General features: G+C 69.1%; 22 protein-coding genes. 10 read left to right on the top strand and 12 right to left on the bottom strand.

The window, feature by feature from the left end:
• Positions 1–2: 2 nt before the first annotated feature.
• Positions 3–482 (top strand): NUDIX domain-containing protein, encoded by a 480-nt coding sequence (locus ACFVWY_RS01665; protein ID WP_389866080.1) that lies wholly within the window; start codon positions 3–5, stop codon positions 480–482.
• Positions 483–488: 6 nt separating this feature from the next.
• On the opposite strand, the gene ACFVWY_RS01660 is transcribed toward ACFVWY_RS01665, so the two are convergent.
• Positions 489–1667, bottom strand: coding sequence for a globin domain-containing protein (locus ACFVWY_RS01660; RefSeq protein WP_389866078.1), 1179 nt, complete (start codon positions 1665–1667; stop codon positions 489–491).
• 397 nt (positions 1668–2064) lie between these two features.
• On the opposite strand from ACFVWY_RS01660, the gene ACFVWY_RS01655 reads away from it, so the two are divergent.
• From ACFVWY_RS01655 to ACFVWY_RS01645, 3 genes are all read left to right on the top strand, one after another.
• Positions 2065–2937 carry a GNAT family N-acetyltransferase gene (locus ACFVWY_RS01655; protein WP_389866075.1) on the top strand — a complete coding sequence of 291 codons (873 nt, stop codon included), beginning with the start codon at positions 2065–2067 and terminating at the stop codon, positions 2935–2937.
• A gap of 67 nt (positions 2938–3004) precedes the next feature.
• Positions 3005–3457: a GNAT family N-acetyltransferase gene (locus ACFVWY_RS01650; RefSeq protein ID WP_389866073.1), complete on the top strand. Its 453-nt coding sequence runs from the start codon at positions 3005–3007 to the stop codon at positions 3455–3457.
• A gap of 27 nt (positions 3458–3484) precedes the next feature.
• A complete protein-coding gene (locus ACFVWY_RS01645) occupies positions 3485–4648 on the top strand; it encodes a winged helix DNA-binding domain-containing protein (protein WP_389866071.1) in 1164 nt (387 codons plus the stop codon).
• A 77-nt stretch (positions 4649–4725) separates the two neighbouring features.
• Here the strand turns inward: ACFVWY_RS01645 and ACFVWY_RS01640 are convergent, their stop codons facing one another.
• Positions 4726–6114, bottom strand: a complete 1389-nt coding sequence (locus tag ACFVWY_RS01640) for a serine hydrolase domain-containing protein (RefSeq protein WP_389866069.1) — start codon at positions 6112–6114, stop codon at positions 4726–4728.
• 193 nt (positions 6115–6307) lie between these two features.
• Positions 6308–7348, bottom strand: coding sequence for a hypothetical protein (locus tag ACFVWY_RS01635; RefSeq protein ID WP_389866067.1), 1041 nt, complete (start codon positions 7346–7348; stop codon positions 6308–6310).
• 219 nt (positions 7349–7567) lie between these two features.
• Between ACFVWY_RS01635 and ACFVWY_RS01630 the strand changes: the two genes are divergently transcribed.
• Positions 7568–8131 (top strand): DUF2087 domain-containing protein, encoded by a 564-nt coding sequence (locus ACFVWY_RS01630; protein WP_389866064.1) that lies wholly within the window; start codon positions 7568–7570, stop codon positions 8129–8131.
• A gap of 157 nt (positions 8132–8288) precedes the next feature.
• Here the strand turns inward: ACFVWY_RS01630 and ACFVWY_RS01625 are convergent, their stop codons facing one another.
• Entirely contained in the window at positions 8289–8702 is a 414-nt protein-coding gene (locus ACFVWY_RS01625; RefSeq protein ID WP_389866062.1) for a DUF4345 domain-containing protein, read from the bottom strand.
• Positions 8703–8792: 90 nt separating this feature from the next.
• Here ACFVWY_RS01625 and ACFVWY_RS01620 point away from each other — a divergent pair, with 90 nt between their 5' ends.
• Complete coding sequence (locus ACFVWY_RS01620) at positions 8793–9440, top strand: TetR/AcrR family transcriptional regulator (RefSeq protein WP_389866059.1); 648 nt, start codon at positions 8793–8795, stop codon at positions 9438–9440.
• A 58-nt stretch (positions 9441–9498) separates the two neighbouring features.
• Here ACFVWY_RS01620 and ACFVWY_RS01615 read toward each other — a convergent pair whose 3' ends face one another.
• Together ACFVWY_RS01615 and dnaB are read right to left on the bottom strand one after the other, a co-directional pair.
• Positions 9499–10701 (bottom strand): NADAR family protein, encoded by a 1203-nt coding sequence (locus ACFVWY_RS01615; protein WP_389866057.1) that lies wholly within the window; start codon positions 10699–10701, stop codon positions 9499–9501.
• Positions 10702–11247: 546 nt separating this feature from the next.
• Positions 11248–12726, bottom strand: a complete 1479-nt coding sequence (gene dnaB, locus ACFVWY_RS01610; protein ID WP_389866054.1) for a replicative DNA helicase — start codon at positions 12724–12726, stop codon at positions 11248–11250.
• A 459-nt stretch (positions 12727–13185) separates the two neighbouring features.
• Here dnaB and ACFVWY_RS01605 point away from each other — a divergent pair, with 459 nt between their 5' ends.
• On the top strand, positions 13186–14523 hold the full coding sequence (locus ACFVWY_RS01605) for an MATE family efflux transporter (RefSeq protein ID WP_389866052.1): 1338 nt from the start codon (positions 13186–13188) through the stop codon (positions 14521–14523).
• A gap of 111 nt (positions 14524–14634) precedes the next feature.
• On the opposite strand, the gene rplI is transcribed toward ACFVWY_RS01605, so the two are convergent.
• The 4 genes from rplI to rpsF form a co-directional block, all read right to left on the bottom strand.
• Complete coding sequence (gene rplI, locus ACFVWY_RS01600; protein ID WP_389866050.1) at positions 14635–15081, bottom strand: 50S ribosomal protein L9; 447 nt, start codon at positions 15079–15081, stop codon at positions 14635–14637.
• An 18-nt stretch (positions 15082–15099) separates the two neighbouring features.
• Positions 15100–15336 carry a 30S ribosomal protein S18 gene (gene rpsR, locus ACFVWY_RS01595; protein ID WP_003967857.1) on the bottom strand — a complete coding sequence of 79 codons (237 nt, stop codon included), beginning with the start codon at positions 15334–15336 and terminating at the stop codon, positions 15100–15102.
• 42 nt (positions 15337–15378) lie between these two features.
• Positions 15379–15990, bottom strand: coding sequence for a single-stranded DNA-binding protein (locus ACFVWY_RS01590; RefSeq protein ID WP_389866048.1), 612 nt, complete (start codon positions 15988–15990; stop codon positions 15379–15381).
• 76 nt (positions 15991–16066) lie between these two features.
• On the bottom strand, positions 16067–16357 hold the full coding sequence (gene rpsF, locus ACFVWY_RS01585) for a 30S ribosomal protein S6 (RefSeq protein WP_030115097.1): 291 nt from the start codon (positions 16355–16357) through the stop codon (positions 16067–16069).
• Between the two features lie 275 nt (positions 16358–16632).
• On the opposite strand from rpsF, the gene ACFVWY_RS01580 reads away from it, so the two are divergent.
• The 3 genes from ACFVWY_RS01580 to ACFVWY_RS01570 all read left to right on the top strand — a co-directional run bounded on the left by ACFVWY_RS01580 (position 16633) and on the right by ACFVWY_RS01570 (position 19462).
• A complete protein-coding gene (locus ACFVWY_RS01580; RefSeq protein WP_389866046.1) occupies positions 16633–16947 on the top strand; it encodes a hypothetical protein in 315 nt (104 codons plus the stop codon).
• 159 nt (positions 16948–17106) lie between these two features.
• Entirely contained in the window at positions 17107–18225 is a 1119-nt protein-coding gene (locus tag ACFVWY_RS01575; protein ID WP_389866043.1) for a lipid II:glycine glycyltransferase FemX, read from the top strand.
• A gap of 205 nt (positions 18226–18430) precedes the next feature.
• Positions 18431–19462 carry an alanine racemase gene (locus ACFVWY_RS01570; protein ID WP_389866040.1) on the top strand — a complete coding sequence of 344 codons (1032 nt, stop codon included), beginning with the start codon at positions 18431–18433 and terminating at the stop codon, positions 19460–19462.
• Between the two features lie 84 nt (positions 19463–19546).
• On the opposite strand, the gene ACFVWY_RS01565 is transcribed toward ACFVWY_RS01570, so the two are convergent.
• Positions 19547–21046: a glycosyltransferase family 87 protein gene (locus ACFVWY_RS01565; RefSeq protein WP_389866037.1), complete on the bottom strand. Its 1500-nt coding sequence runs from the start codon at positions 21044–21046 to the stop codon at positions 19547–19549.
• A 129-nt stretch (positions 21047–21175) separates the two neighbouring features.
• Positions 21176–23887: a transglycosylase domain-containing protein gene (locus tag ACFVWY_RS01560; protein ID WP_389866035.1), complete on the bottom strand. Its 2712-nt coding sequence runs from the start codon at positions 23885–23887 to the stop codon at positions 21176–21178.
• Positions 23888–23926: the final 39 nt, after the last annotated feature.

Here is a 23926-nt window from a genome sequence, read left to right as displayed (position 1 = left end):
CCATGACCGAACGTCCTGTGGTCAAGCGCACCGCACGTGCCATCCTGCTCGACGGCAACGACCTGATCCTCATCAAACGCACCAAACCAGGTGTCGATCCGTACTGGGTCACCCCTGGCGGCGGCGTCGAGCCCGAGGACGCCACCGTGGTCGACGCCCTGCACCGCGAGGTGGACGAGGAACTCGGCGCCAAGATCACCGATGTGGTCCCCTGCTTCGTCGACACGGTGGAGCACATCGAGGGCGGCGGGGTGAAAGGCGTCAAGGTCCAGCACTTCTTCGTCTGCCGACTGGAGTCGATGGCCCCGTCCCGGCGGCACGGCCCTGAGATCGACGATCCCTGCGGGGAGTACGACATCGTCCGGGTGCCGTTCAGCCGGATGGGGATCGCCGCCGTCCACCTGGTGCCGCTGTCGCTGCGGCACTACCTGGACGGCAACATCGAGGGCGTACGCGCGATGCACGCGCCCGACCTGGACTGATACCTCTCAAGGGCCAGTGGGGGCCGGTTCGTCGAAGCGGTCGTGCCGGATGCGCCCGGCCGGGACGCCAAGGCCCCGGAGCACGTCCACACCGCTGCGGATCATGCCAGGCGGGCCCGAGAGATAGGCGTCGTACTGATGCCACGGGCCGCGCCCCCGCACCGCGTCGGGCAGCGGGCCGCGAATCGGGCCGCCCGCCGCTCCCGCCCCGGTGTCGACCACCGGATGCACCGTGAGCCAGGGAAAGGTGTTCTGGAGCCGCGTCATCGTGTCGATGTCGTACAGGCCGTGATCGCTGCGCGCCCCGTAGAAGACCGCCACGGGTCGCCGGTCGCCGTGCGCCGCGACATCCTCGACGAGTGCCCTGATGGGGGCGATTCCGGTGCCCCCTCCCAGGCAGAGAAGGCCGTTGTGGGTGGAGTGGTCGACCGTCATCGATCCCGTGGGCCTGCCGAGGTACAGAACGTCCCCGGGCCGGGCCCGGTGCACCAGGGCGTTGGAGACCCAGCCGGCCGGGACCGCCTTCACGTGGAAGGTGAGCAGCCCGTCCGGACGGGGCGCCGAGGCGAAGGAGTAGTGCCGCCAGACCCGGGGCCACCAAGGAGTCTCCACGGCCGTGTACTGACCGGCGACAAAGGGGTACGCGTACTCGGCGCGGAGCGTGAGCACCGCTATGTCGCGGGTCCTGAGCTCGTGGGAGACCACTTCGGCGCGCCACAGGGCCGGGGCCCACCGCTCTTCCTCGGCTGCCGCGTCGATCATGATCTGCGACATCGCGGTGTAGGCGCGTACCCAGGCCGCTTCGGTCTCCGCGTTCCACGTGGTGGCCGCGTAGCGGCTCAGGGCGCCCATGAGGGCTTCCCCCACCGCGGGATAGTGCGCGGGCAGCGTGCCGTACTTGCGGTGTCCCCGGCCCAGTTCACCGAGGTAGTCGGTGAGCGCGCGCGCATCGTCCAGCCGGTCGGCCGCGGCGAGGATCGCGCGCAGCAGCCGGTCGCGCTGGACATCCATCGCGACCGGGAAGAGGTCACGCAGCTCGGGGTGGCGCACGAAGAGCAGCGCGTAGAAATACGACGTCGCCTGATCCGCGACGGGTGACAGCTCGGTCAGGGTGCGATGGATCAGGGTCGCGTCGGACGATCTGCCCGTTCCGCCCTCGGTCCACCCGGTGGCCGGAGCATCCATACTCTGCCTCGCCTTATACGTCGTGGTCGCTTGTGCACCGGCACCGGCCACGGCTCCATGACCGCGGGCACGATCGGCCCACCGATCGCTTTCGGTCACTCACCGCAGTGCCTCGGCCAAAGCATGCCGTGCACCCAGCTCTCCGGGCCATGAGCCAGCGGTACTCGTCCACGATCTCCTCACGACAACGCCCCCGGCGAGAAGAGCGGCAGAACCTGCGGCGTACGACGGCGTGCGCGCCCGGCGGCGTCTACTGGCCGCGGAATACCAGTCACCCCGTTCCGGATACTCCGGATGGTTCGACCGTTCCGAGCAGTGTGTTTCACGTGAAACAACTCAAACCAGGAACAGGTAAAGGGGTGGACGCGCGGCTCTCTCGTCGGAGAGCCTGACGCTCATGCCCAGCTCACTGCCCCGTTCGCTCGCCGAACTGCCTGTCCGGCGCCTGACCCCGAGCGACCTGGTCGCCTGTGCCGACCTCTGCGAGGACCGTGGCTGGCCACGCGACGAGCAGAGGTGGGGACTGCTCCTCACCGCCGGAACCGGCTACGGCATGGACGACCCCGGGGGCAAGGGACTGATGGCCAGTTGCGTGGTGACCTCCTACGGACCGGACCTGGCCGCCGTCGGCATGCTGCTCGTCGCGGAGCGGTACGCACGGCAGGGCATCGCCCGGCACCTGATGGAGCGAGTACTGGAAGAGCACGGGAGCACCCCGCTCAGTCTCTACGCGACGGCCGCAGGACAACCGCTCTACGATCGGCTGGGCTTCACGGTCGTGGGCCGCACCCAGCGGGTGACCGGCCACTACCGGCCGGGCGACGAGAAACCTCGCGGCGTCGCGACCATCCACCCGGCCACGGCGGAGGACCTTCGAGCGATCATCCGGCTGGACACGGGCGCCTTCGGCACCGACCGGACCCACGTCCTCGCCCGGCTTCCCGCTTTCGCCGACCACATCCGGGTCGCACGGGCCCAGGACGAGATCGTCGGGTACGCGGCCCTCTGGCCGAGCGACCGGACCCATGTGGTCGGCCCGCTGATCGCGCCTGACACCGACACCGCCGAGGCGCTCGTCGCCGCTCTCTCGGCAGCGACGGATCTACCGTTGCGCGCGGACATCGACGCACGTCACACCGATCTGCTGGACCGCCTGGAACAGCGCGGGCTGCTGCCCTCGTCCGCGACCACGGTGATGACGCTCGGGGCCTCGGACCTGCCCGGTGACTGGAGGCGTCGCTACGCCCCGCTGACCGTGGCGACAGGCTGACGTTGCCGGCATCCGCGCGGGCGGCGCGAACCAGCGCCGCCCGCGTGACCTGCGTACCCTGCCGATCATGACCGATCTCGATATACGGCCTGCGACTCCCGACGACATCCCTGCAATCGTGGCCATGCTCGCCGACGATCCGCTGGGCGCACAGCGCGAGTCACCGGACGACCTCGATCTGTATCTCACCGCGTTCCAGCGGCTGGCGGACGACCCGAACCAGCGGCTCGTCGTCGCTGTGCACAAGGGCCGCGTTGCAGGAACCCTGCAACTGAGTCTGATCCCCGGGCTCTCCCGGCGCGGCGCGAGCCGCACGATCATCGAGGCCGTACGCGTTCACACCGAGGAGCGCGGCAGTGGCCTCGGTACCCTGATGATCGAATGGGCGGTAGAGGAATCCCGGCGCCTGGGCTGTCAGTTGGTCCAGCTGACGTCCGACGCGACCCGGACCGATGCCCACCGTTTCTACGAACGGCTCGGCTTCACCGCCAGTCATGTGGGGTTCAAGCTCACCCTCTGACCTGACCGCAAGCCCAGGAGGCCGGCCGTGTACCGCATCAGCGATGAACAGCGCAGAATTCGGCTCGGCCGGCGCCACCTCCTGGCCCCGTCCGCGCGGGCCGCCTCCCCCGTGTCCGTGGCGGAGGCCGTTGTCGCACTGCACGCCACCGATGCCGCCACCGTCTTCCTCTCCGCCTGCGCGCGTATGACCGAGGCAGACATCGCCCCGGTGGAACAGGCCCTCTACGGGGACGTCTCGCTGGTCCGCCAGCTCTCCATGCGGAACACCCTCTTCGTCGTACCCCGGGAACTCGCCCCTTGCGTCGACGCGGCGAACGCCCGGGCGGTGGCTGCCAAGGAGCGCCGTACCTTCCTCAAGCACCTGGCGGAGGACGGCAACGGGCTGGACGAACGCTGGCTGGCCGACACCGAGCAGCAGACCCTCACCGCGCTCACCGACCGGGGCACCGCCACCGGCACCGAGCTCTCCGCCGTCGTCGCGGCGCTGCGCACGAAGATCACGGTCTTCCCCGGCAAGAGGGCCGAGGGTGTGCAGGGCGTCGCCTCCCGCGTCATCCGCATCCTGGCGGCCGAAGGCCGCATCCGCCGGGACCGTCCGCGAGGTTCCTGGACCTCCAGCCAGTTCCGCTGGACGATCTCCGACCCCTGGCCCGTCGAGGAGCCCGAGCAGGCACGGGCGGATCTGGCCCGGCGCTGGCTCGGCTCCTACGGACCGGCGACCGAGGCCGACCTCAAGTGGTGGACGGGCTGGAGCCTGGGCCAGGCCCGCAAGGCCCTGGCAGCCATCGGTGCCGAGCAGGTCCTGCTGGACGGCGGCGCCACCGGGTGGGTACTGCCCCAGGACCTGGACCCGGAACCCGCTCCCGAGCCCTGGGCCGCTCTGCTCCCGGCTCTCGACCCCAGCGCCATGGGGTGGGCCGATCGCGGATTCCACTTGCCGATCGCGCATCGTGAAGCCCTCTTCGACCGATCCGGCAATATCGGCCCGTCCGTGTGGTGGAACGGCCGGATCGTAGGCGGCTGGGCCCAGCGGGCTGACGGCGAGCCGGTCTGGCGGCTGCTGTCCGATGTCGGGCGGGATGCTTCCGCCGCGATCGAGGCAGAAGCATCCCGGTTCTCCCGGTGGGTGGGTCCGGCACGGATCACACCACGTTTCCGTACCCCGCTGGAGCGGGAACTGACCGCCTGAACCAGACACAGAGCTGGTGTTTCACGTGAAACAGAGCCGTTCACATGAAATGAGGCCGTTTCACGTGAAACATGGGGTCAGTCACCCAGCCCGCGCCATCCGCCCTCGTCCACACCACCGGGAACGGCCGCGGCCGGGTCGTACGGTTCGCGTGTGAAGACGAAGGACCCCAGGTCGAGGTGGTTCACGCTGCCGTCGTCGTTCCGGACCACCCGCAGCACTTCCCCCGCGTAGTAGCCGTCCAGACCGGTCCAGGTGCCGTCGTCCCCGGCAACGAACCGGGCGCCGCGACCGGCACCGTGCATCGGCGCGAGTTCCAGCCCGCCGCCCGGGGCCAGTCTCAGCACATTCGCGCGCGTGCCCCAGTACCAGGGGCCGGTCAGCGCGAGGAGGCCAGCATCCACCTCAGACTCGGGCAGCGGGCGCCAGGGCTCCGGGATACGGGGCTCGGCCTCGGCCACGATGCCGACGAGTCCGGCGGCCACCTCACCGATCGCCAGCCCAGCCGTCGTGTTGGCGAGAGCGACGGCCGCCACATCGTCCTCCACGCTGATCCACAGGGCGGCAAGGAAGCCGGGCAGCGATCCGGTGTGCCCGAAGAGCGTGCGGTCACCGTCCCGGACCACCTGAAGCCCCAGGCCGTAGCCGGACTGCCAGTCGCCGGACCCGGCCGGAGCGGCCGGTACACGCATCTCCTCCACGGAGTCGGCGCAGAGGATCCGGTCGTCTCCCTCCACCAGGAAGGCCGCGAAACGCAGGAGGTCGTCCGTTGTGGACCAGAGCTGGCCGGCCGGGGCCATCAGCCCGAGGTCCTCGGCCGGTTCCGGCAGCATCACGTCGGCCCAGGGGTGCACGGCCCAGCCGCCCGCGTGCGGCGCCTCCGGCTGGGAGCCTGTACGGCGCATGCCGAGCGGTTCCAGGATCTCGCTCCGCAACGCCTGCTCCCAGCTCGTCCCGCGTGCCCGCTCGACCAGTGAGCCCAGCAGTGTGTAGCCGGGGTTCGAGTAGTGGTGGCGGTGGCCCGGGATATGCATCCGCGTCTGCTCGCCGAGCACATCGGTCAGCTCGGGCCGCAGTGTGCCCGGCGTCCGCTCCCACCAGGGACCGGGGGACTCGGCGGCGAGCCCCGCACTGTGGCCCAGCAGTTGGTGGACCGTGACGTCACCTACGCCGGTGCCCGGAAGGTGCTTCTCCAACGGGTCGTCCAGGTTCAGCAGCCCTTCGTCGCGCAGCCGCAGCACCAGCACCGCGGTGAAGGTCTTGGTGAGAGAACCGATCCGGAACTGCGTATCGCCGTCCGGGGCATGTCCGTCCACGCAGCTGCGGGAGCCGCTCCAGAGGATCTCTCCCTCTCTCTGCACGGCGGCGACCAGCGAGGGGGCGCGGCCCTCCGACTGCGCGGTGGCGATGCGGTGCATCAGAGCGCGCCGCGTACTGGGAAGCAACTGTTCGGGTTCGGAGGTCATGGTCAAGAACTACCCGGAGAACCGGGCGGTAGCGACCTCATTTCCCCGTCTGAGACCGGGCCGCGGCCAAGGCTGGACAGGGGCCGCGGCCGAGGTGGGGCAGGGGCCGCGGCCGAGGCCGGGCCAGAGCTGATTCCCCGGACCAAGGCCAGAGCTGATTCCCCGAGCCGGGGCCGGGGCCGGACAGGGCCGTTCAGTCCTCCCAGTCCTCCCCCTCGCCACCGCGCATGACCCGCCAGCCCTTGAGGTCCGCCAGCGCTCTGCGTGCCAACTCCGCGTACTGCACCGGGCATTCCCACAGCTCACGGTCCGACAGCTCGGCAGGTACGGGAGTGTCCGAGTGCTCCTCCGGCGCGTACAGGTGGACCACCGCGCGGTACCGGCTCCGGGTGGTGGCATCCGCGGTGTCCCAGGGGTGCTTCGGGTGGTCGCAACTGACGTCAAGGTCAATGGTGGCGAGGGCCGCGGCCAGGTCCCGCGCGTAGGAGGGCGGCAGCCCCTCGTACGTCTGGGCGACGCCCATCCAGAGGCACAGGAACAGGCCGAGCCGCTCCGTGTCCCGCAGCTGTCCGGAGAGCATGCGCCGGGCCGCCCACAACGCGACCGGGCCGGTGTTCTGCTCCCAGGTGCGCTGGATCGCCTCCTGCATGGCGACGATGTCGATCCCGCCGTCCTCCCGGAGGAACCGCGCGTCGAGAGAGGAGACGTCGATGCCGCCGAAGACCTCCTGGCGCCCCTCGCGCACCCGGCCCGCCGCCTGGCCGACGAGCTCCGCGAGGAAGCCCTCGCAGTCGAACGCCGCCAGCTCCGCGTCCTCAAGGTCGTAGTCCTCGGCGAACACCGCACGCCCGGCCTCGCTCAGCAGACAGACACCGGCCTCGATCCCGTACTCCGAGTCCAGATCGGCTGGGTGGGCCCCGGCAGGGCAGGCGCAGGCGGCGGGGTCGAGCAGGGCCTGAAGCCCCTCCAGGGCTTCCGCGTACGCCGTGAACAGGGACTTGTTGAAAACACGTGCCGAGACGTACCAGCAGGTGGCGTACAGGAGGATCGCGTACCCGGTCCGTTCCCGGCGCCCCGCCAGGCCGCCGCCGCGGCCGACGGCCTCCGCCGCGTCGTCGGCGAGCACGACGAGAGTCGTCTCCGGGTCCACGGAGGGATAGTCATTGACGATGCCGGACAGGTCGGAGATCAGTTGGCGGTGGTCATCGGTCAGCACGGGCGTCGCTTCAGTCACATCTGGATCTGACGATCATGCTGTACGGAGCGGTTCCCCGCCGCTGTGGCAGATAGGAAGGCGGGCTCGGCGGCAGGCCGACTCGGGACACGAAAAGGACTATCTGTGTGCGCCCCGTGTCGATGACACTGCATCCGACGGACGGCGGACGACGATCCACTAGCGACGCACGACGGACGACGCATGACGCGCACATCGAACGAATCGAGGAACCGCTCAGTGACAGCACAGGCTTTGGCAGGTCTGCTCGCGGACGAGACACGGCTGCGGGTGTTCTCTGCGGTCGTGCTGGGCGCGGTGACGCCCGCCGAGATCACGTCCGCCACCGGCGTGAAGGCCAAGGACGTGACTCTCGCCCTGCGCAAGCTCACCAGCGGCGGCCTCGTGGCCGACGACAAGGGCCAGCTCACCGCCGCCAGCGGCACGTTCAAGGAGGTTCTGCGCTCCCCCGCCAGGGCCAAACGGACCGCTGCCGCCGCCGAACCCGGCACCGGCGACGAGAGCACGGACTCTCTGCTGCGGACCTTCGTCGACGGCGACCGCCTGCTCGGCGTCCCTTCCCGCCTCGGCCGCCGCCGCACCGTCCTGGCCCACCTCGCCCACCGGTCCTTCCGCTCCGGCGAGCGCTACCCCGAGCGGGCCGTCAACGACATCCTGCGCGTCTGGAGCGAGGGTTCCGGCACCGACCATGTGGCCCTCCGCCGCTACCTCATCGAGCTGGACGTCCTCGACCGGGCGGACGGCGTCTACTGGCTCCGCGCCGAAGCGGCGACCGGCTCCTGAAGCCCGCCCCGGCCCCTCTTCGGCAGCGGGCCGCGCCGGACCGGGTGTCGCACCTCCTCCCGGCTCCCAGGGCTGCGCCCAGGCTCCTGACCACCTCGTGCCCGGCGGGCGGAGCCGCGTGTGGGGCGGCGGGCCCGGCCCGCCGCCCACGGCACCTTCACGGCCTGGCGGCCACGGCCTTCGCGTCGCCGCTCCGGGCGCGCTCGTCCGCGTCGGCCAGCCAGAAGAAGAGCGGGGGCAGGCCGAGTTCGATCACGGCCAGCGCCACCTGGAAGCCGTGCGGCCAGCCGTGCACGGCGAGCGAGAGCAACCGCCCCACGCCGCCGAGCAGGAAGACACCTGCCAGCCACCGCACGGAACGGGCCGGGACGGGCCGCTGCCGCGCGGTCCAGAGCCACGCCAGCCCATAGCCGACGAAACTGGCTCCCATGAACCGGCCCCAACTGTCGATCGTCGGTCCGGCGGAACCAGCTCCAGGGATCGCCGCGTTGCCGAGGAGCACGTGGTAGAGGCCGATCGCCACGCTGGACCAGCCCATCAACCGTGTGAGTACGCGCAGAGTTCTTGCCATGACCCCTCCGAGCTGTGCCGGTCCAGACTGGTTGACATGTGTCTACTAGGCTGGATGCACTAGTAGACACATGTCAAGTAGCCTTCTTCCGTGCCTCCCCGCCAACGACTCAGCCCCGCCGACCGCCGCGCCCAGCTCCTCGGCGTCGGAGCGCGGCTCTTTGCCGCACGTCCCTACGACGAGGTCCTGATGGAGGAGGTCGCCGAAGCAGCTGGCGTATCCCGCGCTCTGCTCTACCGTCATTTCCCCAGCAAGCACGCCCTTTTCGCGGCCGTCTACCAGCAGGCCGCGGACCAGTTGCTCGCCGAGACCCGGATCGACCCCGCAGACTCCTTGGTGGAGCAGCTCATCCAGGGCATGGAGGTCCATCTCGACTACTTCGTGGCGAACCGCCACGCTGTCCTCGCCGCGAACCGGGTCCTCGCGGGTGATCCCGTGATCCACACGATCATGGCGAACGAGCTGGACGCGCTCCGCACACGGCTGCTGGCCGTGCTCCCCCTCGCGGACGAGGGTGCGCGCGTGGCCGTGTCCGGCGTCCTGAGAAGCTGGCTGGTCTTCGTCCAGGTCCTCTGCGTCGACTGGCTCACCCACGCGACCTGTACCCGCACCCAGTTGCGCGATATCTGCGTCGGCGCGGCTCTCGGCGCTCTCCGGCCGCTGCTCACCGAGGACCCGGCCGCCGACTGGCCGCCGCAGGTCAGCCAGCTCCGGAACAGCCGGTCCCGGAACAGCTGAGCCCTGAACAGCTGAGCCCGCCCAGCCCCCTGTAGGGAGCGGATGGAGTCCGGCACACCTACTCGCGATGTACGCGCAGGCGAGCGCTCTCACCGCTCAGCAACTCTTCCTGGTTCAGCGCACCGGGTTTCTCGGGCCAGAGCACCTGCTGGGCGACAAGCTCGGAGCGGGTCAGCTCGAGCAACCGCCCCATCCAGTTTCGTCCCCGGTCGTCGGGGACATCTCGCCAGAAGGGTGAGTCCGAGAGGCCCGTGTAGCTGATCCTGGCGTCCCCTGTGGAAACGAGGACCTGGGCGAGTTCTGGGTGCTGCGTGAACTTCGCGCGCAGGAGAGCTGCCATGACCGCGAGCCGAACGTCGGGCCAGTCACTCCGGCGCGTTGCCCGGCCACCCAGGTCATGCGCCTCTCTGCCGGAGGCCGCATCCCGGATTCTGCTTCCGTCAGAAGCGTCGGCCGCCGACAACGCCCAGTACCCATGCAGTACGGACGCATAGGAGTCACCGGCGAACACGATCTGCGCAGGGAAGTCGTTGCGGAGCATGAACAGGCCCGGCTCCTCGGGCCACCCCTGCGGGTACACGGTTTCGTGCGAGACCAGAGCCGGTCGGCCGGGTTGCGAAGGGTCGTCGGCATGCTGGACGGCTCGCCGCTCCTGCTCACTCTGGACTCCCCGGTCTCCGCGGCCGAAGTAGTCCAGGACGTCCTGATGCATCTCCGCTGTCACTACCGGGCCGTCGCCGTCGACGGCCTCGCCCATATGCGTGAGCAGGATCCGCAAGGGACGGTCCTGGCAGTCCATGTCTCCGAGGACGTAGATCCGAAGATGCGGCGGAACCGCGAGATACGCCGCCCGGAGAAGTGCCCGGTTGGACTCGGTCGGCTCCTGCTGAAAGCGTCGGATCGCAGCCCGGCAACGCTGCCCGGCAGTTGGTCGCCCGTTGAGCGCTTCGATGCGATCAGCGACTTCCAGAAGAAACCCCTCTGGTGTCAGCGGTTCGCCGTGACGGGAGGCCCACTTCGATGATTCGTCGGGAAGAGGCGGAGTCTCAGGGTTGGCGACCGCCAGTCGGCCCGTTGCCAGCATCTCCTCAAGGCCGGCCAGGTCCGTACGTGCTCCGCAGGTGATCGCTCCATCCGCGAAGACCATCAGGTCGTCGAGGTAGTACTCACTGCCTGGTCGATAACGCCGCCAGATGTGGCACCAGGCCCCATCGACTCTCTCCCCGTCCACCATCCGGTACATCGGTCCCCGCCAGGCCATGGGCGCACGCTATCGCCTGCGAGACGCTCACGGGAGTGGCACGGAAGCCCCCCAGGTCGCTGCGTCCTGCCCCCGGCCGGGGACTGAGGGGGAACGTTCGAGGAGGGACCGCAGCCACCTGGGGGGGCGAAGCCAGCCAGCGTCAGCCGCGCGAGCTCCAGGCGGCGCTGGTGGAGAACGTGACCGCCGACCGTGGCGCACCAGCGGGAGCCGCAGTGGTGTCTCTGTCTCTGCCGGCCTGCGGAACGTACGCCACCGCTTCGCCCGCCCCACCTGGGCCGGGCGACACTGCCTCATCAGCTTCTCGACAGCGCTGTCGCCCCTCCCCGCAGCGAGACCGCGCGCCCCTGGCACCGCCAAGCGCCGCCCGCGCTCGCCGAGGCAGAGCACAGTCCACCCCGATCGTCCGGGTACCCACAACGTCCCCTCTCCGCAGAAAAGCTCTGGAACTTCCGCGTCAGGAGAACTGGGGCACAAGGACCGTGTGCTGATGTATCGCCGAGGTCCGGACTCGACCGCTGGACTAAGTCGGCCCCTCCCCCCTGATCAGGTCTGCGCCATGTCCACGAAGCGGGAGTAGTGGCCCTGGAAGGCGACGGTGATGGTGGCCGTGGGGCCGTTTCGGTGCTTGCCGACGATGATGTCCGCCTCACCGGCCCGCGGAGACTCCTTCTCGTACGCGTCCTCGCGGTGCAGCAGGATCACCATGTCCGCGTCCTGCTCGATGGAGCCGGATTCACGCAGGTCGGACACCATCGGCTTCTTGTCGGTGCGCTGCTCGGGGCCACGGTTCAGCTGCGAGAGCGCGATCACCGGGACCTCCAGCTCCTTGGCCAGGAGCTTGAGGTTTCGCGACATGTCCGAGACCTCCTGCTGGCGGCTCTCGGAACGCTTGGAGCCACCGGCCTGCATCAGCTGGAGGTAGTCGATGATCACGAGCTTGATGTCGTTGCGCTGCTTGAGCCGACGGCACTTCGCCCGGATCTCCATCATCGACAGGTTGGGGGAGTCGTCGATGTAGAGCGGCGCGGTCGACACCTCCGGCATCCGGCGGGCCAGCCGTGTCCAGTCCTCGTCCGTCATCGTGCCGGACCGCATGTGGTGCAGGGCGACCCGCGCCTCGGCGGACAGCAGACGCATGGCGATCTCGTTGCGTCCCATTTCGAGGGAGAAGATGACGCTCGGCAGATTGTTCTTGATGGACGCGGCCCGTGCGAAGTCCAGGGCGAGCGTGGACTTACCCATGGCCGGACGGGCCGCGATGACGATCATCTGGCCGGGGTGCAGTCCGTTGGTGAGGGCGTCGAGGTCGGTGAAGCCCGTGGGCACACCCGTCATCTCGCCGCTGCGCGAGCCGATCGCCTCGATCTCGTCGAGCGCGCCCTCCATGATGTCGCCCAGCGGCAGGTAGTCCTCGCTGGTGCGCTGCTCGGTGACGGCGTAGATCTCGGCCTGCGCCGAGTTCACGATGTCGTCGACATCGCCGTCGGCCGCGTATCCCATCTGCGTGATCTTCGTACCGGCCTCGACGAGCCGTCTCAGCACCGCCCGCTCGTGGACGATCTCGGCGTAGTACGAGGCGTTGGCCGCGGTCGGCACGGACTGGACCAGGGTGTGCAGGTACGGAGCCCCGCCCACCTTGGTGATCTCACCGCGCTTGACCAGTTCGGCCGCGACCGTGATCGGGTCGGCCGGCTCGCCCTTGGCGTAGAGGTCGAGGATGGCCTGGAAGATGGTCTCGTGCGCGGGACGGTAGAAGTCGTGGCCCTTGATGACCTCGACGACTTCCGCGATGGCGTCCTTGGACAGGAGCATGCCACCGAGGACCGACTGCTCGGCGTCGAGGTCCTGGGGGGGCACCCGCTCGAAACCGGAGGAGCCGCTGTCCCAGCCGCCGCTCTCCCTGCCGCGCTCGTGCTGCTCGCTGCGGCCCTGGCCCTCGGCACGGCGCTGCCGGGAAACGGGCAGGCGATCGCTGGGACCGGACTCGGCCCAGGGGTCGTCCAAGGGCTCGGGGATACTCACCGGGCCTCCTCCTCCCGTCCGCTCCGCGGACCTCGCCATGCCACTCCTTCTTACGGCACAGCACCGACAAACAAGACGCCCGACTCCGGTTCCGGCGCGTCGAGTTCTGCGTGGTTCCAAGTCCGGAACGGAGTGCGGGCGTCGGTCCACGGTAGGCCGCTCGGCACCGTCAGCCAATCTGGTTATCCACAGGCCATGTGGACGACGGACCAGATGCTGTGGAGAACCCCTCAGAACCTGTGTACGGAGCGGGGGACAGCACTGTGGACAAACTCATAGCACCCCCTCCATCACCGCGCTGACCTGCGCTTTCCCCGTCCACGGGCTGTGGGGGAGAAAAACTTTCCTGCTCGACACAAGATCACGACAAACACCGCGGGGGAGAACACGGGACCTCAACAAATGTAAGGACTAGAAGCGCATTGCATCCATTACCTGTGGAAGATTAGATTGGCCCTCATGACCCAGGTCCCGGCACCCCCGCCGCCCAGCCGCCGTCGCCACGATCGCGAGATCATCTCACTCGCCGTTCCGGCCTTCGGCGCACTCGTGGCAGAGCCGCTCTTCGTGATGGTCGACAGTGCCATCGTCGGCCATCTCGGCACCCCGCAACTGGCCGGTCTGGCCGTCGCCGCCGCTCTGCTGACCACCGCCGTCAGCATCTTCGTCTTCCTCGCCTACGCCACCACCGCGGCCGTGGCACGACGGGTCGGCGCGGGCGATCTCGCCTCGGCGATCCGGCAGGGCATGGATGGCATCTGGCTGGCGCTACTGCTGGGCGCCGCCGTCATCGCCGTCACCCTTCCCACCGCACCGTGGCTGGTGGGCGTCTTCGGAGCCTCCGACACGGCGGCCCCCTATGCGACGACGTATCTGAGAATCTCCAGCCTCGGCATCCCGGCCATGCTCGTGGTGCTGGCCGCGACCGGGGTGCTCCGCGGCCTCCAGGACACCAGGACCCCGCTGTACGTCGCCATCGGAGGCTTCGCCGCCAACGGCGCCCTCAACGCGGGTCTGGTCTACGGCGCCGGTCTCGGGATCGCCGGATCCGCCTGGGGCACCGTGATCGCACAGGTCGCGATGGCCACCGCCTATCTGATCGTGGTGGTACGAGGAGCACGACGCCACGGCGCCTCACTGCGCCCGGACGCCGCCGGAATCCGGGCCAGCGCCCAGGCGGGCGTTCCGCTGCTGGTCCGTACGCTCTCGCTGCGTGCCGTCCTGATGATCGCCACAGCCGTCGCCGCCCGCCTCGGCGACACCGAGATAGCGGCCCACCAGATCATCCTCTCGCTCTGGAGCCTGATGGCCTTCGCCCTTGACGCCATCGCCATCGCCGGTCAGGCGATCATCGGCCGGTATCTGGGCGCTGACGATGCCAAGGGCGCACGTGAGGCCTGTCGCCGCATGGTGCAGTGGGGTGTCGTCTCCGGAGTGGTGTTCGGGGCCTTGATCGTGCTGGCCCGCCCCTTGTTCGTTCCCCTGTTCACCAGCGACAGCTCCGTCCAGGACGCCCTGGTCCCGGCGCTGCTGGTGGTGGCGCTCTCCCAGCCGATCGCCGGCGTGGTCTTCGTGCTTGACGGAGTGCTGATGGGAGCCGGTGACGGCCGATACCTCGCCTGGGCCATGCTCGTTACTCTCGCCGTCTTCGCCCCGGTCGCCCTGCTGGTTCCGGTAGCCGGTGGCGGCCTGACAGCCCTGTGGTGGGCAATGACGCTGATGATGACGGTCCGCCTGGTGACGCTCTGGCTCCGCACACGCTCTGGCAAGTGGGTGGTCACCGGAGCTGCCCGCTGATCCGCCGTTTCACGTGAAACCGTTCCCGCGAAGCTCACCGTTTCACGTGAAACGGTGAAGGGCCGCACCCCGAGGGGTGCGGCCCTTCACCTGCTCAAGTGAGCCGTGCCCTTAGGCAGCGACGACCTCGATGCCGAGGTTCGCAGCGACCTCGGGGTGCAGACGCACGGACACCTGGTGTCCGCCGAGCGTCTTGATCGGCGAGCCGAGCTCGACGCGACGCTTGTCGACGTCGGGGCCACCGGCGGCCTTGATCGCCGAGGCGACGTCAGCCGGGGTCACGGAGCCGAAGAGACGGCCGGCCTCGCCGGAGCGAACGGCCAGACGGACCTTCACGCCCTCGAGCTTGGCCTTGATCTCGTTGGCCTGCTCGATCGTGGCGATCTCGTGGATCTTGCGGGCGCGGCGGATCTGCGCCACGTCCTTCTCGCCACCCTTGGTCCAGCGGATGGCAAAGCCACGCGGAACCAGGTAGTTACGGGCGTACCCGTCCTTGACGTCCACGACGTCGCCCGCAGCACCGAGGCCGGAGACCTCGTGGGTGAGGATGATCTTCATGATTCGGTCACCCTTCCCTTATCGCGCGGTGGACGTGTAGGGCAGCAGCGCCATCTCACGGCTGTTCTTAACGGCCGTGGCGACGTCACGCTGGTGCTGCGTGCAGTTGCCGGTCACGCGGCGGGCACGGATCTTGCCGCGGTCGGAAATGAACTTCCGCAGCATGTTCGTGTCCTTGTAGTCCACGTACTGGGTCTTGTCCTTGCAGAACGCGCAGACCTTCTTCTTAGGCTTGCGCACAGGCGGCTTCGCCATGATGTTTCTCCTGTGTGATCAAGAAGTGGGGATCGAGCCGCCCTAGAAGGGGGGCTCGTCCGAGTAGCCGCCGCCGGAGCCACCAGAGCCGCCGGAACCGCCGGAGCTTCCGCCCCAGCCGCCTCCGCCGCCGCCCTGCTGGCCGCCGGACGGACCGCTCGTGGCCCACGGGTCGTCGGCGGGAGCGCCGCCGCCACCCTGCTGGCCACCGCCACCGGGACCGCCGCCCCAGTTGCCGCCGCCCTGCTGGCCACCGCCGTATCCACCCTGGCCGCCCTGGCCGCCGCGACCGGTGGTCTTGGTGACCTTGGCCGTGGCGTTCTTCAGGCTGGGGCCGACTTCCTCGACGTCCAGCTCGTAGACCGTGCGCTTGATGCCCTCGCGGTCTTCGTACGACCGCTGCTTCAGCCGGCCCTGCACGACGACACGCATGCCGCGCTGGAGCGACTCGGCGACGTTCTCCGCCGCCTGCCGCCAGACCGAGCAGGTGAGGAACAGGCCTTCGCCGTCCTTCCACTCGTTGGTCTGCCGGTCGAAGATGCGGGGAGTGGACGCGACACGGAACTTCGCGACCGCCGCACCGGACGGGGTGAAGCGCAGCTCGGGGTCGTCGACGAGATTGCCGACGACCGTGATGACGGTCTCGCCTGCCATGGGTGAACCTCTCGGCGGGATTGCTTCTGGCTGCTTGCTGCTGCTACTCGGACCCGATGACCGCTGAGCGGAAAGCTCAGTGGGCCTCGGGGCGGAGGACCTTGGTCCGGAGGACCGACTCGTTCAGGTTCATCTGGCGGTCGAGCTCCTTGACGACCGCAGGCTCGGCCTGCAGGTCGATGACCGAGTAGATGCCCTCGGGCTTCTTCTTGATCTCGTAAGCGAGACGACGACGGCCCCAGGTGTCGACCTTCTCAACCTTTCCGTTGCCCTCACGGACGACGGAGAGGAAGTTCTCGATCAGCGGGGAGACAGCGCGCTCCTCGAGATCGGGGTCGAGGATGACCATCACCTCGTAGTGACGCATGTGGAACCCACCTCCTTTGGACTCAGCGGCCACGGTCGTTCCGTGGCAGGAGGGTCGTGATGCGTAAGCACCAGTGTCGCCGGATCGAACGGCCGCCGCCGACAACACCCTCCATGGAGAGGGGCCGCCGGGCTGGCCTGGGCAGACACCGGTGCAGACCGTACAGAGTACCCGCTGACCCGCTTCCGGTTGAAATCCGGTGGTCAGGAGACGCAATCTGGACACATCGGGTGTGAGCGGCGCCACCACGCGCCCCGTTCAGCCAGGAGGTACTCATGGCACAGGCAATAGGACCCCGTCCCCCCGTCTCGCTCCTCGCCACGGACGGCAGGAGCCATCCGCTCCAGCAGGCCCTGGTGGCGGTGACGGTGGTGCTCGGCGTGCTCGCCTTCGTGACGGCGATGTTCCACAACCTGCATCTGCTCAGTTCGTGGGCTGGACTCGTCGGAATCCTCACGGGCGCGTACGGGCAGTACATCTCGGTGACTACGCGTGAACGGTTCCTGCTGGTCATCGGCATGGGCGCGGCCGCCATCGGCTTCTTCCTGGGCATGGCCCACGGCGGCCTCTTCGGCGGCATCGTGGGCTGACCCGCGAGCGTCGGCCGGAACGGCGCGAGGATCCGCCCAGGGACCTCGCGCCGTTCCCGTACATGGGGCCAGACGGCGCGCTCGGCGGTCACAGTAGGCTTCGGCGCGAGAGCCGGAGCCCCTGACCGATGGGGACACACCTGCCGAGGAGCGCCCCGCATGAGCCTGACCCTGAGGACCATCAGCCGAGAGCAGCATCTGGCGTACATCCAGAACCTGCCCGCGGCGAGTCACATGCAGGTCCCGGCCTGGGCGGACGTGAAGGCGGAGTGGCGCTCGGAGAGCCTCGGCTGGTTCGACAAGAGCGGGCAGCTCGTCGGGGTGGGCCTGGTGCTCTACCGCCAGCTCCCCAAGATCAAGCGGTACCTCGCCTATATGCCCGAGGGCCCGGTCATCAACTGGTACGCGCCGAACCTGGACGACTGGCTGCGGCCGATGCTGGCGCACCTCAAGCAGCAGGGCGCCTTCTCCGTGAAGATGGGCCCGCCGGTCATCATCCGCCGCTGGGACGCGCCCGCCATCAAGGCGGGCATCCAGGACCCCGAGGTCAAGCGGCTGCGCGATGTCGAGGCCACCCACATCGAGCCGCGCGCCTTCGAGGTGGCGGACCGGCTGCGGAAGATGGGCTGGCAGCAGGGCGAGGACGGCGGCGCCGGGTTCGGTGACGTACAGCCCCGCTACGTCTACCAGGTGCCGCTGGCGAACCGCTCGCTCGAAGACGTCCACAAGGGCTTCAACCAGCTGTGGCGGCGCAACATCAAGAAGGCCGAGAAGGCCGGTGTCGAGGTCGTCCAGGGCGGCTACACCGAGCTCGCCGAGTGGCAGCGGCTGTACGAGATCACGGCGGAGCGCGACCGCTTCCGGCCGCGTCCGCTGAGCTACTTCCAGCGCATGTGGACGGCTCTCAACACCGAGGACCCCAACCGGATGCGGCTCTACTTCGCCCGGCACGAGGGCGAGAACGTCGCGGCCGCGACGATGCTGATCGTCGGCGGGCACGTCTGGTACTCGTACGGCGCCTCCGCGAACCACAAGCGCGAGGTCCGGCCGTCGAACGCGATGCAGTGGCGGATGCTGCGCGACGCGTACGCCATGGGCGCCACCGTCTACGACCTGCGCGGGATCTCCGACTCGCTGGACGAGACCGACCACCTCTTCGGCCTGATCCAGTTCAAGGTCGGCACCGGCGGGCAGGCGGCCGAGTACCTCGGCGAGTGGGACTTCCCGCTCAACAAGCTGCTGCACAAGGCGCTCGACATCTATATGTCGCGCCGCTGACGCGTGTCCGGCACGTGTCCAGCGGCGTCCGGACAGGCCTATGCGCCGCCCGTACGCCACTGATACACCCCTGATCCGCTTCCGCCGACACCTCCCGCCCCGCTGACGAAACCGGCTTCATTGGTTTCAATGGGGCTTCGGCACCACACACCTCCCGCACCACACACCTCCCACACCGCCGCACCAGAAGGGTTCCGGACCGGCCATGGCGCTCTCCCTCTACGTCGACACCGCGCGCTGGCGGGCGCACCAGAAATCCGTCCTCGACCAGTTCCCCGGCCTCGTCCCGGTCTGCAAGGGCAACGGGTACGGCTTCGGCCACGAGCGGCTGGCCGACGAGGCCATCCGTTTCGGCTCCGACATGCTCGCCGTCGGAACCACCTACGAGGCCGCCCGTATCAAGGACTGGTTCAGCGGCGACCTCCTGGTCCTCACCCCGTTCCGCCGGGGAGAGGAGCCGGTGCCGCTGCCCGACCGCGTCGTGCGGTCCGTGTCCTCCGTGGACGGCGTACACGCCCTGGTGGGCGCCCGGGTCGTCATCGAGTGCATGAGCTCGATGAAGCGCCACGGCGTCAAGGAGGAGGAGCTCGGGCAGCTGCACGCCGCCATCGAGGACGTACGGCTCGAAGGCTTCGCCCTGCACCTGCCGCTGGACCGCACGGACGGCTCGGACGCGGTCGAGGAGGTCATCGCCTGGATGGACCGCCTCCGCGCGGCCCGGCTGCCGCTGCACACCATGTTCGTCAGCCATCTGCGCGCCGAGGAGCTGGGGCGGCTCCAGCAGCAGTTCCCGCAGACCCGCTTCCGCGCCCGTATCGGCACCCGCCTGTGGCTGGGCGACCACGAGGCGACGGAATACCGCGGCTCCGTGCTGGACGTGACGCGCGTGGCCAAGGGCGACCGCTTCGGCTACCGCCAGCAGAAGGCCGCGTCGGACGGCTGGCTGGTGGTCGTCGCGGGCGGTACGTCGCACGGGGTCGGCCTGGAGGCTCCGAAGGCCCTGCACGGCGTGATGCCGCGCGCCAAGGGGGTCGCGCGCGCGGGACTGGCCACCGTCAACCGCAACCTGTCGCCGTTCGTCTGGGCGGGCAAGCAGCGCTGGTTCGCCGAGCCGCCGCACATGCAGGTGTCGATCCTGTTCGTCCCGGCGGACGCCCAGGAGCCGAAGGTGGGCGACGAGCTGGTCGCCCACCTGCGCCACACGACCACCCAGTTCGACCGTCTCGTCGAACACTGAGACGGACCGGTGAGGCGTACGCGCACGACGTACGCCTGCCGGGGGCCGGGCCGCCGCTCCGTACGGGGTGGCGGCCCGGCCTTCTCAGTCGGTGGCCGGTTCCCGCTCCACGCCCCAGTCCACCCGCGGCCCCTCGACCGCGGGGTGCTCCTCCCGCGCCGGACGCGCCGCCCGGCCCAGCACGAACACGTCCGGGGCCCCGTCGAGCACCCCGCCGGACGGATCGTCCGAGCCGTCGCGCCGCACCGGATCCCGCTCCGGCAGGAGGATGTCCCGTACGACCATGGCGCAGAGGTAGAGCGTGCCCAGCAGGTGCAGGGCGATCACCAGCTGGTACCCCTCCGCGGGCAGCCCCTGGTGCTTCTCGCCGCTCGTCGTGTAAGCGAGGTACAGCCAGATCCCCAGGAAGTACATGACCTCGCAGGCCTGCCAGATCAGGAAGTCCCGCCAGCGCGGCCTGGCCAGCACGGCCAGCGGGATCAGCCACAGCACGTACTGCGGTGAGTAGACCTTGTTGACCAGGATGAACACCGCGACGACGAGGAAGGCGAGCTGCGCGAAACGCGGCCTGCGCGGTGCCATCAGGGTCAGCGCGCCGATGGCCGCGCACAGGGCGACGGTCGTCAGGGTCGAGACGGTGTTGACGGTCGCGACCTCGATGCCCTCGCCGGTGCGCTGGGTGATGACCAGCCAGAAGGAGCCGAAGTCGATGCCCCGCTCCTGGCTGAACGTGTAGAACTTCTTCCAGCCCTCCGGGGCCAGCACCATCACCGGCAGGTTCACCACCAGCCAGGACGCCACCGCCCCGAGCGTGGCCGTGCCGAACTCCCGCCATTTGCCCGCCCGCCAGCACAGGACGAACACCGGCCCCAGCAGGAACACGGGGTAGAGCTTGGCGGCCGTGGCGAGCCCGATGAGCACGCCGAAGGCCAGTACCCGGCCGCGGGACCACATGAGCATCGCCGCGGCCGTCAGCGCGACGGCCAGCAGGTCCCAGTTGATCGTCGCGGTGAGCGCGAAGGCCGGGGCGAGGGCCACCAGCAGCCCGTCCCAGGGACGGAGCCGGTGCGTACGCGCGACACAGACGACGATGATCACCGCGCAGATCATCAGCATGCCCGCGTTGACCATCCAGTACATCTGCTCGCGGTACTGAAGCGACCCGCCCGGCGTCAGCCAGGACGCGACCTGCATGAACAGCCCCGTCAGAACGGGGTACTCCAGGTACTGCATGTCTCCGGGCAGCCGGTCGAAGTACGGCACCAGACCGTCGGAGAAGCCGCGCGCGGCGAACAGATGCGGGATATCCGAATAGCAGGCGTGTGTGTACTGCGAGCCCGCGCCTCTGAACCACGCCCAGTTGTAGCAGGGCAGCTTCTGCACCATGCCCAGCGCGAAGGTCCCGAGGGCCACCAGAGCGACGACGGCCGCTGGCGGGAGCGCCGCGCTGCCCATCCGGGCCCAGCGCCCCGACGGCCCGCCGATCAGCTCGCTGCCCGCCGCGGCGACCTCGTCCTGGTGCGTGGGCCGCACGACGGACCGTTCCTGGTGCTGGTGCACGCTGGTGTCTTCTGCGCTTGGCATGCCGCACATCCTGCCGTACGGGGCGCAGGGGACGACGAGGGCCGCCGCACCCCGGGGGGTGCGGCGGCCCTCGTGTCTTCCTGGCCTTGCGGACATCGGCCGGCCGGACGTCATCCGGCCGACGCGGTGCTAGCCGGCCGGTCCGCCGAAGATGTTGCCGGTGGTGGTGTTGCCGTTTCCGTTGCCGTTGCCGCCGTTTCCGTTGCCGCCGTTCCAGTTCCCGTTGGTCGATGGCGGGGGAGTCGTCGACGGGTCGCCGCCGCCGGTGGTATCCCCGCCGGTGGCTCCGTTGCTGGTCCCGCCGTCGTTGTGCTGGCAGTCCCAGTCGAACCGGCCGCAGCTCTCGCCGGGGTCGGGGGACGCCGGAGGCGTGGTCTCCGGCGGCGTCTCGGTCTCCGAGGTGGTCGGTGACGGATCAGTCGTGTGCTCGGGCGTGGGCGTGGGGCTCTGTGCGCCACCGCCGTAGACCTTGTCGCCGATCGGCTCCGCCTCGGGGAAGTTCTCGATCTTCTCGCCCTCGAGTGCGCCCGCCATGTAGTCGTGCCAGATCTGGGCCGGGAACGACGCACCGTGGATGGTCCTCTCACCACCCGTGCCGTACATCTTCTCGAACTTACGGCCCTTGTTCTTCTCGTTGTCATCGAGCCGGTACATGCTGATGGCGGTGGAAAGCTGCGGCGTGTAGCCGACGAACCAGGCGGACTTGTTGTCGTCCGTCGTACCCGTCTTGCCCGCCACGTCCCGGCCCGGGAGCCGCGCGGGGGTACCCGTTCCCTTCTCGACGACGTTCTTCAGGACGTCGGTGACGTTGTCGGCGATCGCGGCGTCGAAGGCGCGCTTGTTGGCGACCTCGTGCCGGTAGACCACCTTGCCGCCCTGCTTCACCTCGGAGACCGAGAAGGGCTCACGCTGCTGGCCGCTGGCCGCGAAGGTCGCGTACGCGCCGGCCATCCGGATCGCGCTGGGCGAGGACGTACCGATGGAGAACGACGGCACGGTCGCGTTCGCCAGGCTGCCATCGTCCTTCAGCCCCGTGGCCATGGCGATGTCCTTGACCTTGTCGGTGCCGACGTCCATGCCGAGCTGTACGTACGGGGAGTTGGCGGACCACTGCATCGCCTCGCGCAGGGTGATGTCGCCCCGCGACTCGTGGCCGTCGTTGGCCTGACGCCACTCCTTGCCGTTCTCGTCGGCCCAGATCTGGCCGTTGTACTTCTTGATCCTCAGCAGGTCGTCGGCGTTGTAGATGCTGAGCGGCGAGATCTTCGTACGCTCCCCCGGCCCCTGCTCCGGCCCGAGTGCCGGGTTGCGCTTGCCGTACTCCATCGCCGCCGCCAGTACGAACGGCTTGAAGGTCGAACCGACCTGGGCACCGGTCGGGTTGGCGTTGTTGGTGAAGTGCTTGGTCGCGTCCTGACCGCCGTAGATCGCCACGATGGCACCGGTCTTGGGGTCGACCGAGCCGCCGCCGAACTGGACGTGGGTGTCCGTCTTCGGGCGCGCCTTCGGGTCGATCTTGTTCTTGTAGACCTTGTTGACCGCGGCTTCGAGTTCCTCGACCTTGTCCTTGTTGAAGGTCGTCTGGATCTGGTAGCCGCCCCGGGCCAGCATCTCCGCCGTGATGCCCTTGGTGTTGTTGCTGAGGAAGTACTTGCGGGCCAGTTCGACCAGATAGCCGGTCTGACCGCCCAGCTGGGCGTTCTGCTTCGGCGGATCGGGCATCGGGAACTTGGTGTACTTGGCGCGCTCCGCCTGCGAGAGGCGGCCGTCCTTCACCTCTTCGTCGAGGATCCACTTCCAGCGCTTCTTGGCCCGCTCGGTGTTCAGCTCCTTGGTCGCCTGCTTGGAGTCGACTTCGGGGGCGCCCGCCGGGTCGTAGTACGAGGCGCCCTTGAGCAGCGAGGCCATGAACGCGCACTCGCTCGGGTTCAGATCCACGGCGTCCTTGCCGTAGTACGCACGGGCCGCCGCCTGGAGCCCCGAGGCGCCGCGGCCGTAGTACGCGACATTGAGGTAGCCCCTGATGATCTCGCTCTTCTTCATGTCGTTGTTGACCTTGAGCGTGATGAAGAGTTCCTGGAACTTCCGGCTCAGGGTCTGTTCCTGCGACAGGCGCGAGTTCTTCACGTACTGCTGGGTGATCGTCGAACCACCCTGGGTCTCACCGCCGGTGGCCATGTTGAACAGGGCGCGGGCGATACCCATGGGGTCGATGCCCTGGTCGTGCTCGAAGGACTTGTTCTCGGCCGAGATGACGGCGTTCCGCATCGCCACGGGGATCTGCTCGTACTCGATGATCTGGCGGTTGGCCGCACCGCCGGTGGCGATCATCTGCGTGCCGTCGTCCCAGAGGTAGACGTTGTTCTGTGCCTTCGCCGCTTCGTTGATATTGGGCTTCCCGACCATCGCGTACGCGATGGTGGCGACCCCCATGAGCATCCCGAGGAAGCCGATGCACAGGCCGGTGACCAGCTTCCACGACGGCATCCAGCGCCACAGGCCGTCCTTCTCGGCGCGCGGGTAATCGATGAAGCGCTTCTTGGCGGGGCGCCGGGCCTTGCGGCCGCGTCCCCTGCCGGGCTCTTCGTGCGCTCCGTCGCCACCGCCGCGGCGACGGCCGCCGCCCCCGCCACCGCGGCCCGCGCCCCCGCGCTGAGCCGCCCGGCGGGCTTCGGCGCGTCCGCCGTGCGGACCGCCTCCGCTGTGCGAACCTGAAGGTGACTCGGAGGTTACTCCACGTGACGGAGCGGCGCGGCGTCCTGAGGACTGCTGGGCAGCTCGTCTGGCCGCTGCGCGCCCGCCACCTTGCGGCTCGGGCGTTTTGCGACGGTGCTCGCTCATCGAACGACTACTCCTCGGGCAGGCGAGAGCGCCTGGAAG

This window comes from Streptomyces sp. NPDC058195, assembly GCF_042883525.1.
Lineage (GTDB): Bacteria > Actinomycetota > Actinomycetes > Streptomycetales > Streptomycetaceae > Streptomyces.
Note: the sequence above shows the minus strand (reverse complement) of the source record. Positions and strands in the feature narration are given on the sequence as shown.

Excerpts from the sequence above, each read along its gene's own strand:
- ACFVWY_RS01605 (WP_389866052.1), top strand. The coding sequence starts at position 13,186 with ATGACCCAGGTCCCGGCACCCCCGCCGCCCAGCCGCCGTCGCCACGAT.
- ACFVWY_RS01615 (WP_389866057.1), bottom strand. The coding sequence starts at position 10,701 with ATGGCCTGGCGGGGACCGATGTACCGGATGGTGGACGGGGAGAGAGTC.
- ACFVWY_RS01625 (WP_389866062.1), bottom strand. The coding sequence starts at position 8,702 with ATGGCAAGAACTCTGCGCGTACTCACACGGTTGATGGGCTGGTCCAGC.
- ACFVWY_RS01665 (WP_389866080.1), top strand. The coding sequence starts at position 3 with ATGACCGAACGTCCTGTGGTCAAGCGCACCGCACGTGCCATCCTGCTC.
- rpsF (WP_030115097.1), bottom strand. The coding sequence starts at position 16,357 with ATGCGTCACTACGAGGTGATGGTCATCCTCGACCCCGATCTCGAGGAG.
- ACFVWY_RS01560 (WP_389866035.1), bottom strand. The coding sequence starts at position 23,887 with ATGAGCGAGCACCGTCGCAAAACGCCCGAGCCGCAAGGTGGCGGGCGC.
- ACFVWY_RS01575 (WP_389866043.1), top strand. The coding sequence starts at position 17,107 with ATGAGCCTGACCCTGAGGACCATCAGCCGAGAGCAGCATCTGGCGTAC.
- ACFVWY_RS01565 (WP_389866037.1), bottom strand. The coding sequence starts at position 21,046 with ATGCCAAGCGCAGAAGACACCAGCGTGCACCAGCACCAGGAACGGTCC.
- rplI (WP_389866050.1), bottom strand. The coding sequence starts at position 15,081 with ATGAAGATCATCCTCACCCACGAGGTCTCCGGCCTCGGTGCTGCGGGC.
- ACFVWY_RS01655 (WP_389866075.1), top strand. The coding sequence starts at position 2,065 with ATGCCCAGCTCACTGCCCCGTTCGCTCGCCGAACTGCCTGTCCGGCGC.
- ACFVWY_RS01640 (WP_389866069.1), bottom strand. The coding sequence starts at position 6,114 with ATGACCTCCGAACCCGAACAGTTGCTTCCCAGTACGCGGCGCGCTCTG.
- ACFVWY_RS01650 (WP_389866073.1), top strand. The coding sequence starts at position 3,005 with ATGACCGATCTCGATATACGGCCTGCGACTCCCGACGACATCCCTGCA.
- ACFVWY_RS01570 (WP_389866040.1), top strand. The coding sequence starts at position 18,431 with ATGGCGCTCTCCCTCTACGTCGACACCGCGCGCTGGCGGGCGCACCAG.
- rpsR (WP_003967857.1), bottom strand. The coding sequence starts at position 15,336 with ATGGCGAAGCCGCCTGTGCGCAAGCCTAAGAAGAAGGTCTGCGCGTTC.
- ACFVWY_RS01660 (WP_389866078.1), bottom strand. The coding sequence starts at position 1,667 with ATGGATGCTCCGGCCACCGGGTGGACCGAGGGCGGAACGGGCAGATCG.
- ACFVWY_RS01580 (WP_389866046.1), top strand. The coding sequence starts at position 16,633 with ATGGCACAGGCAATAGGACCCCGTCCCCCCGTCTCGCTCCTCGCCACG.
- ACFVWY_RS01590 (WP_389866048.1), bottom strand. The coding sequence starts at position 15,990 with ATGGCAGGCGAGACCGTCATCACGGTCGTCGGCAATCTCGTCGACGAC.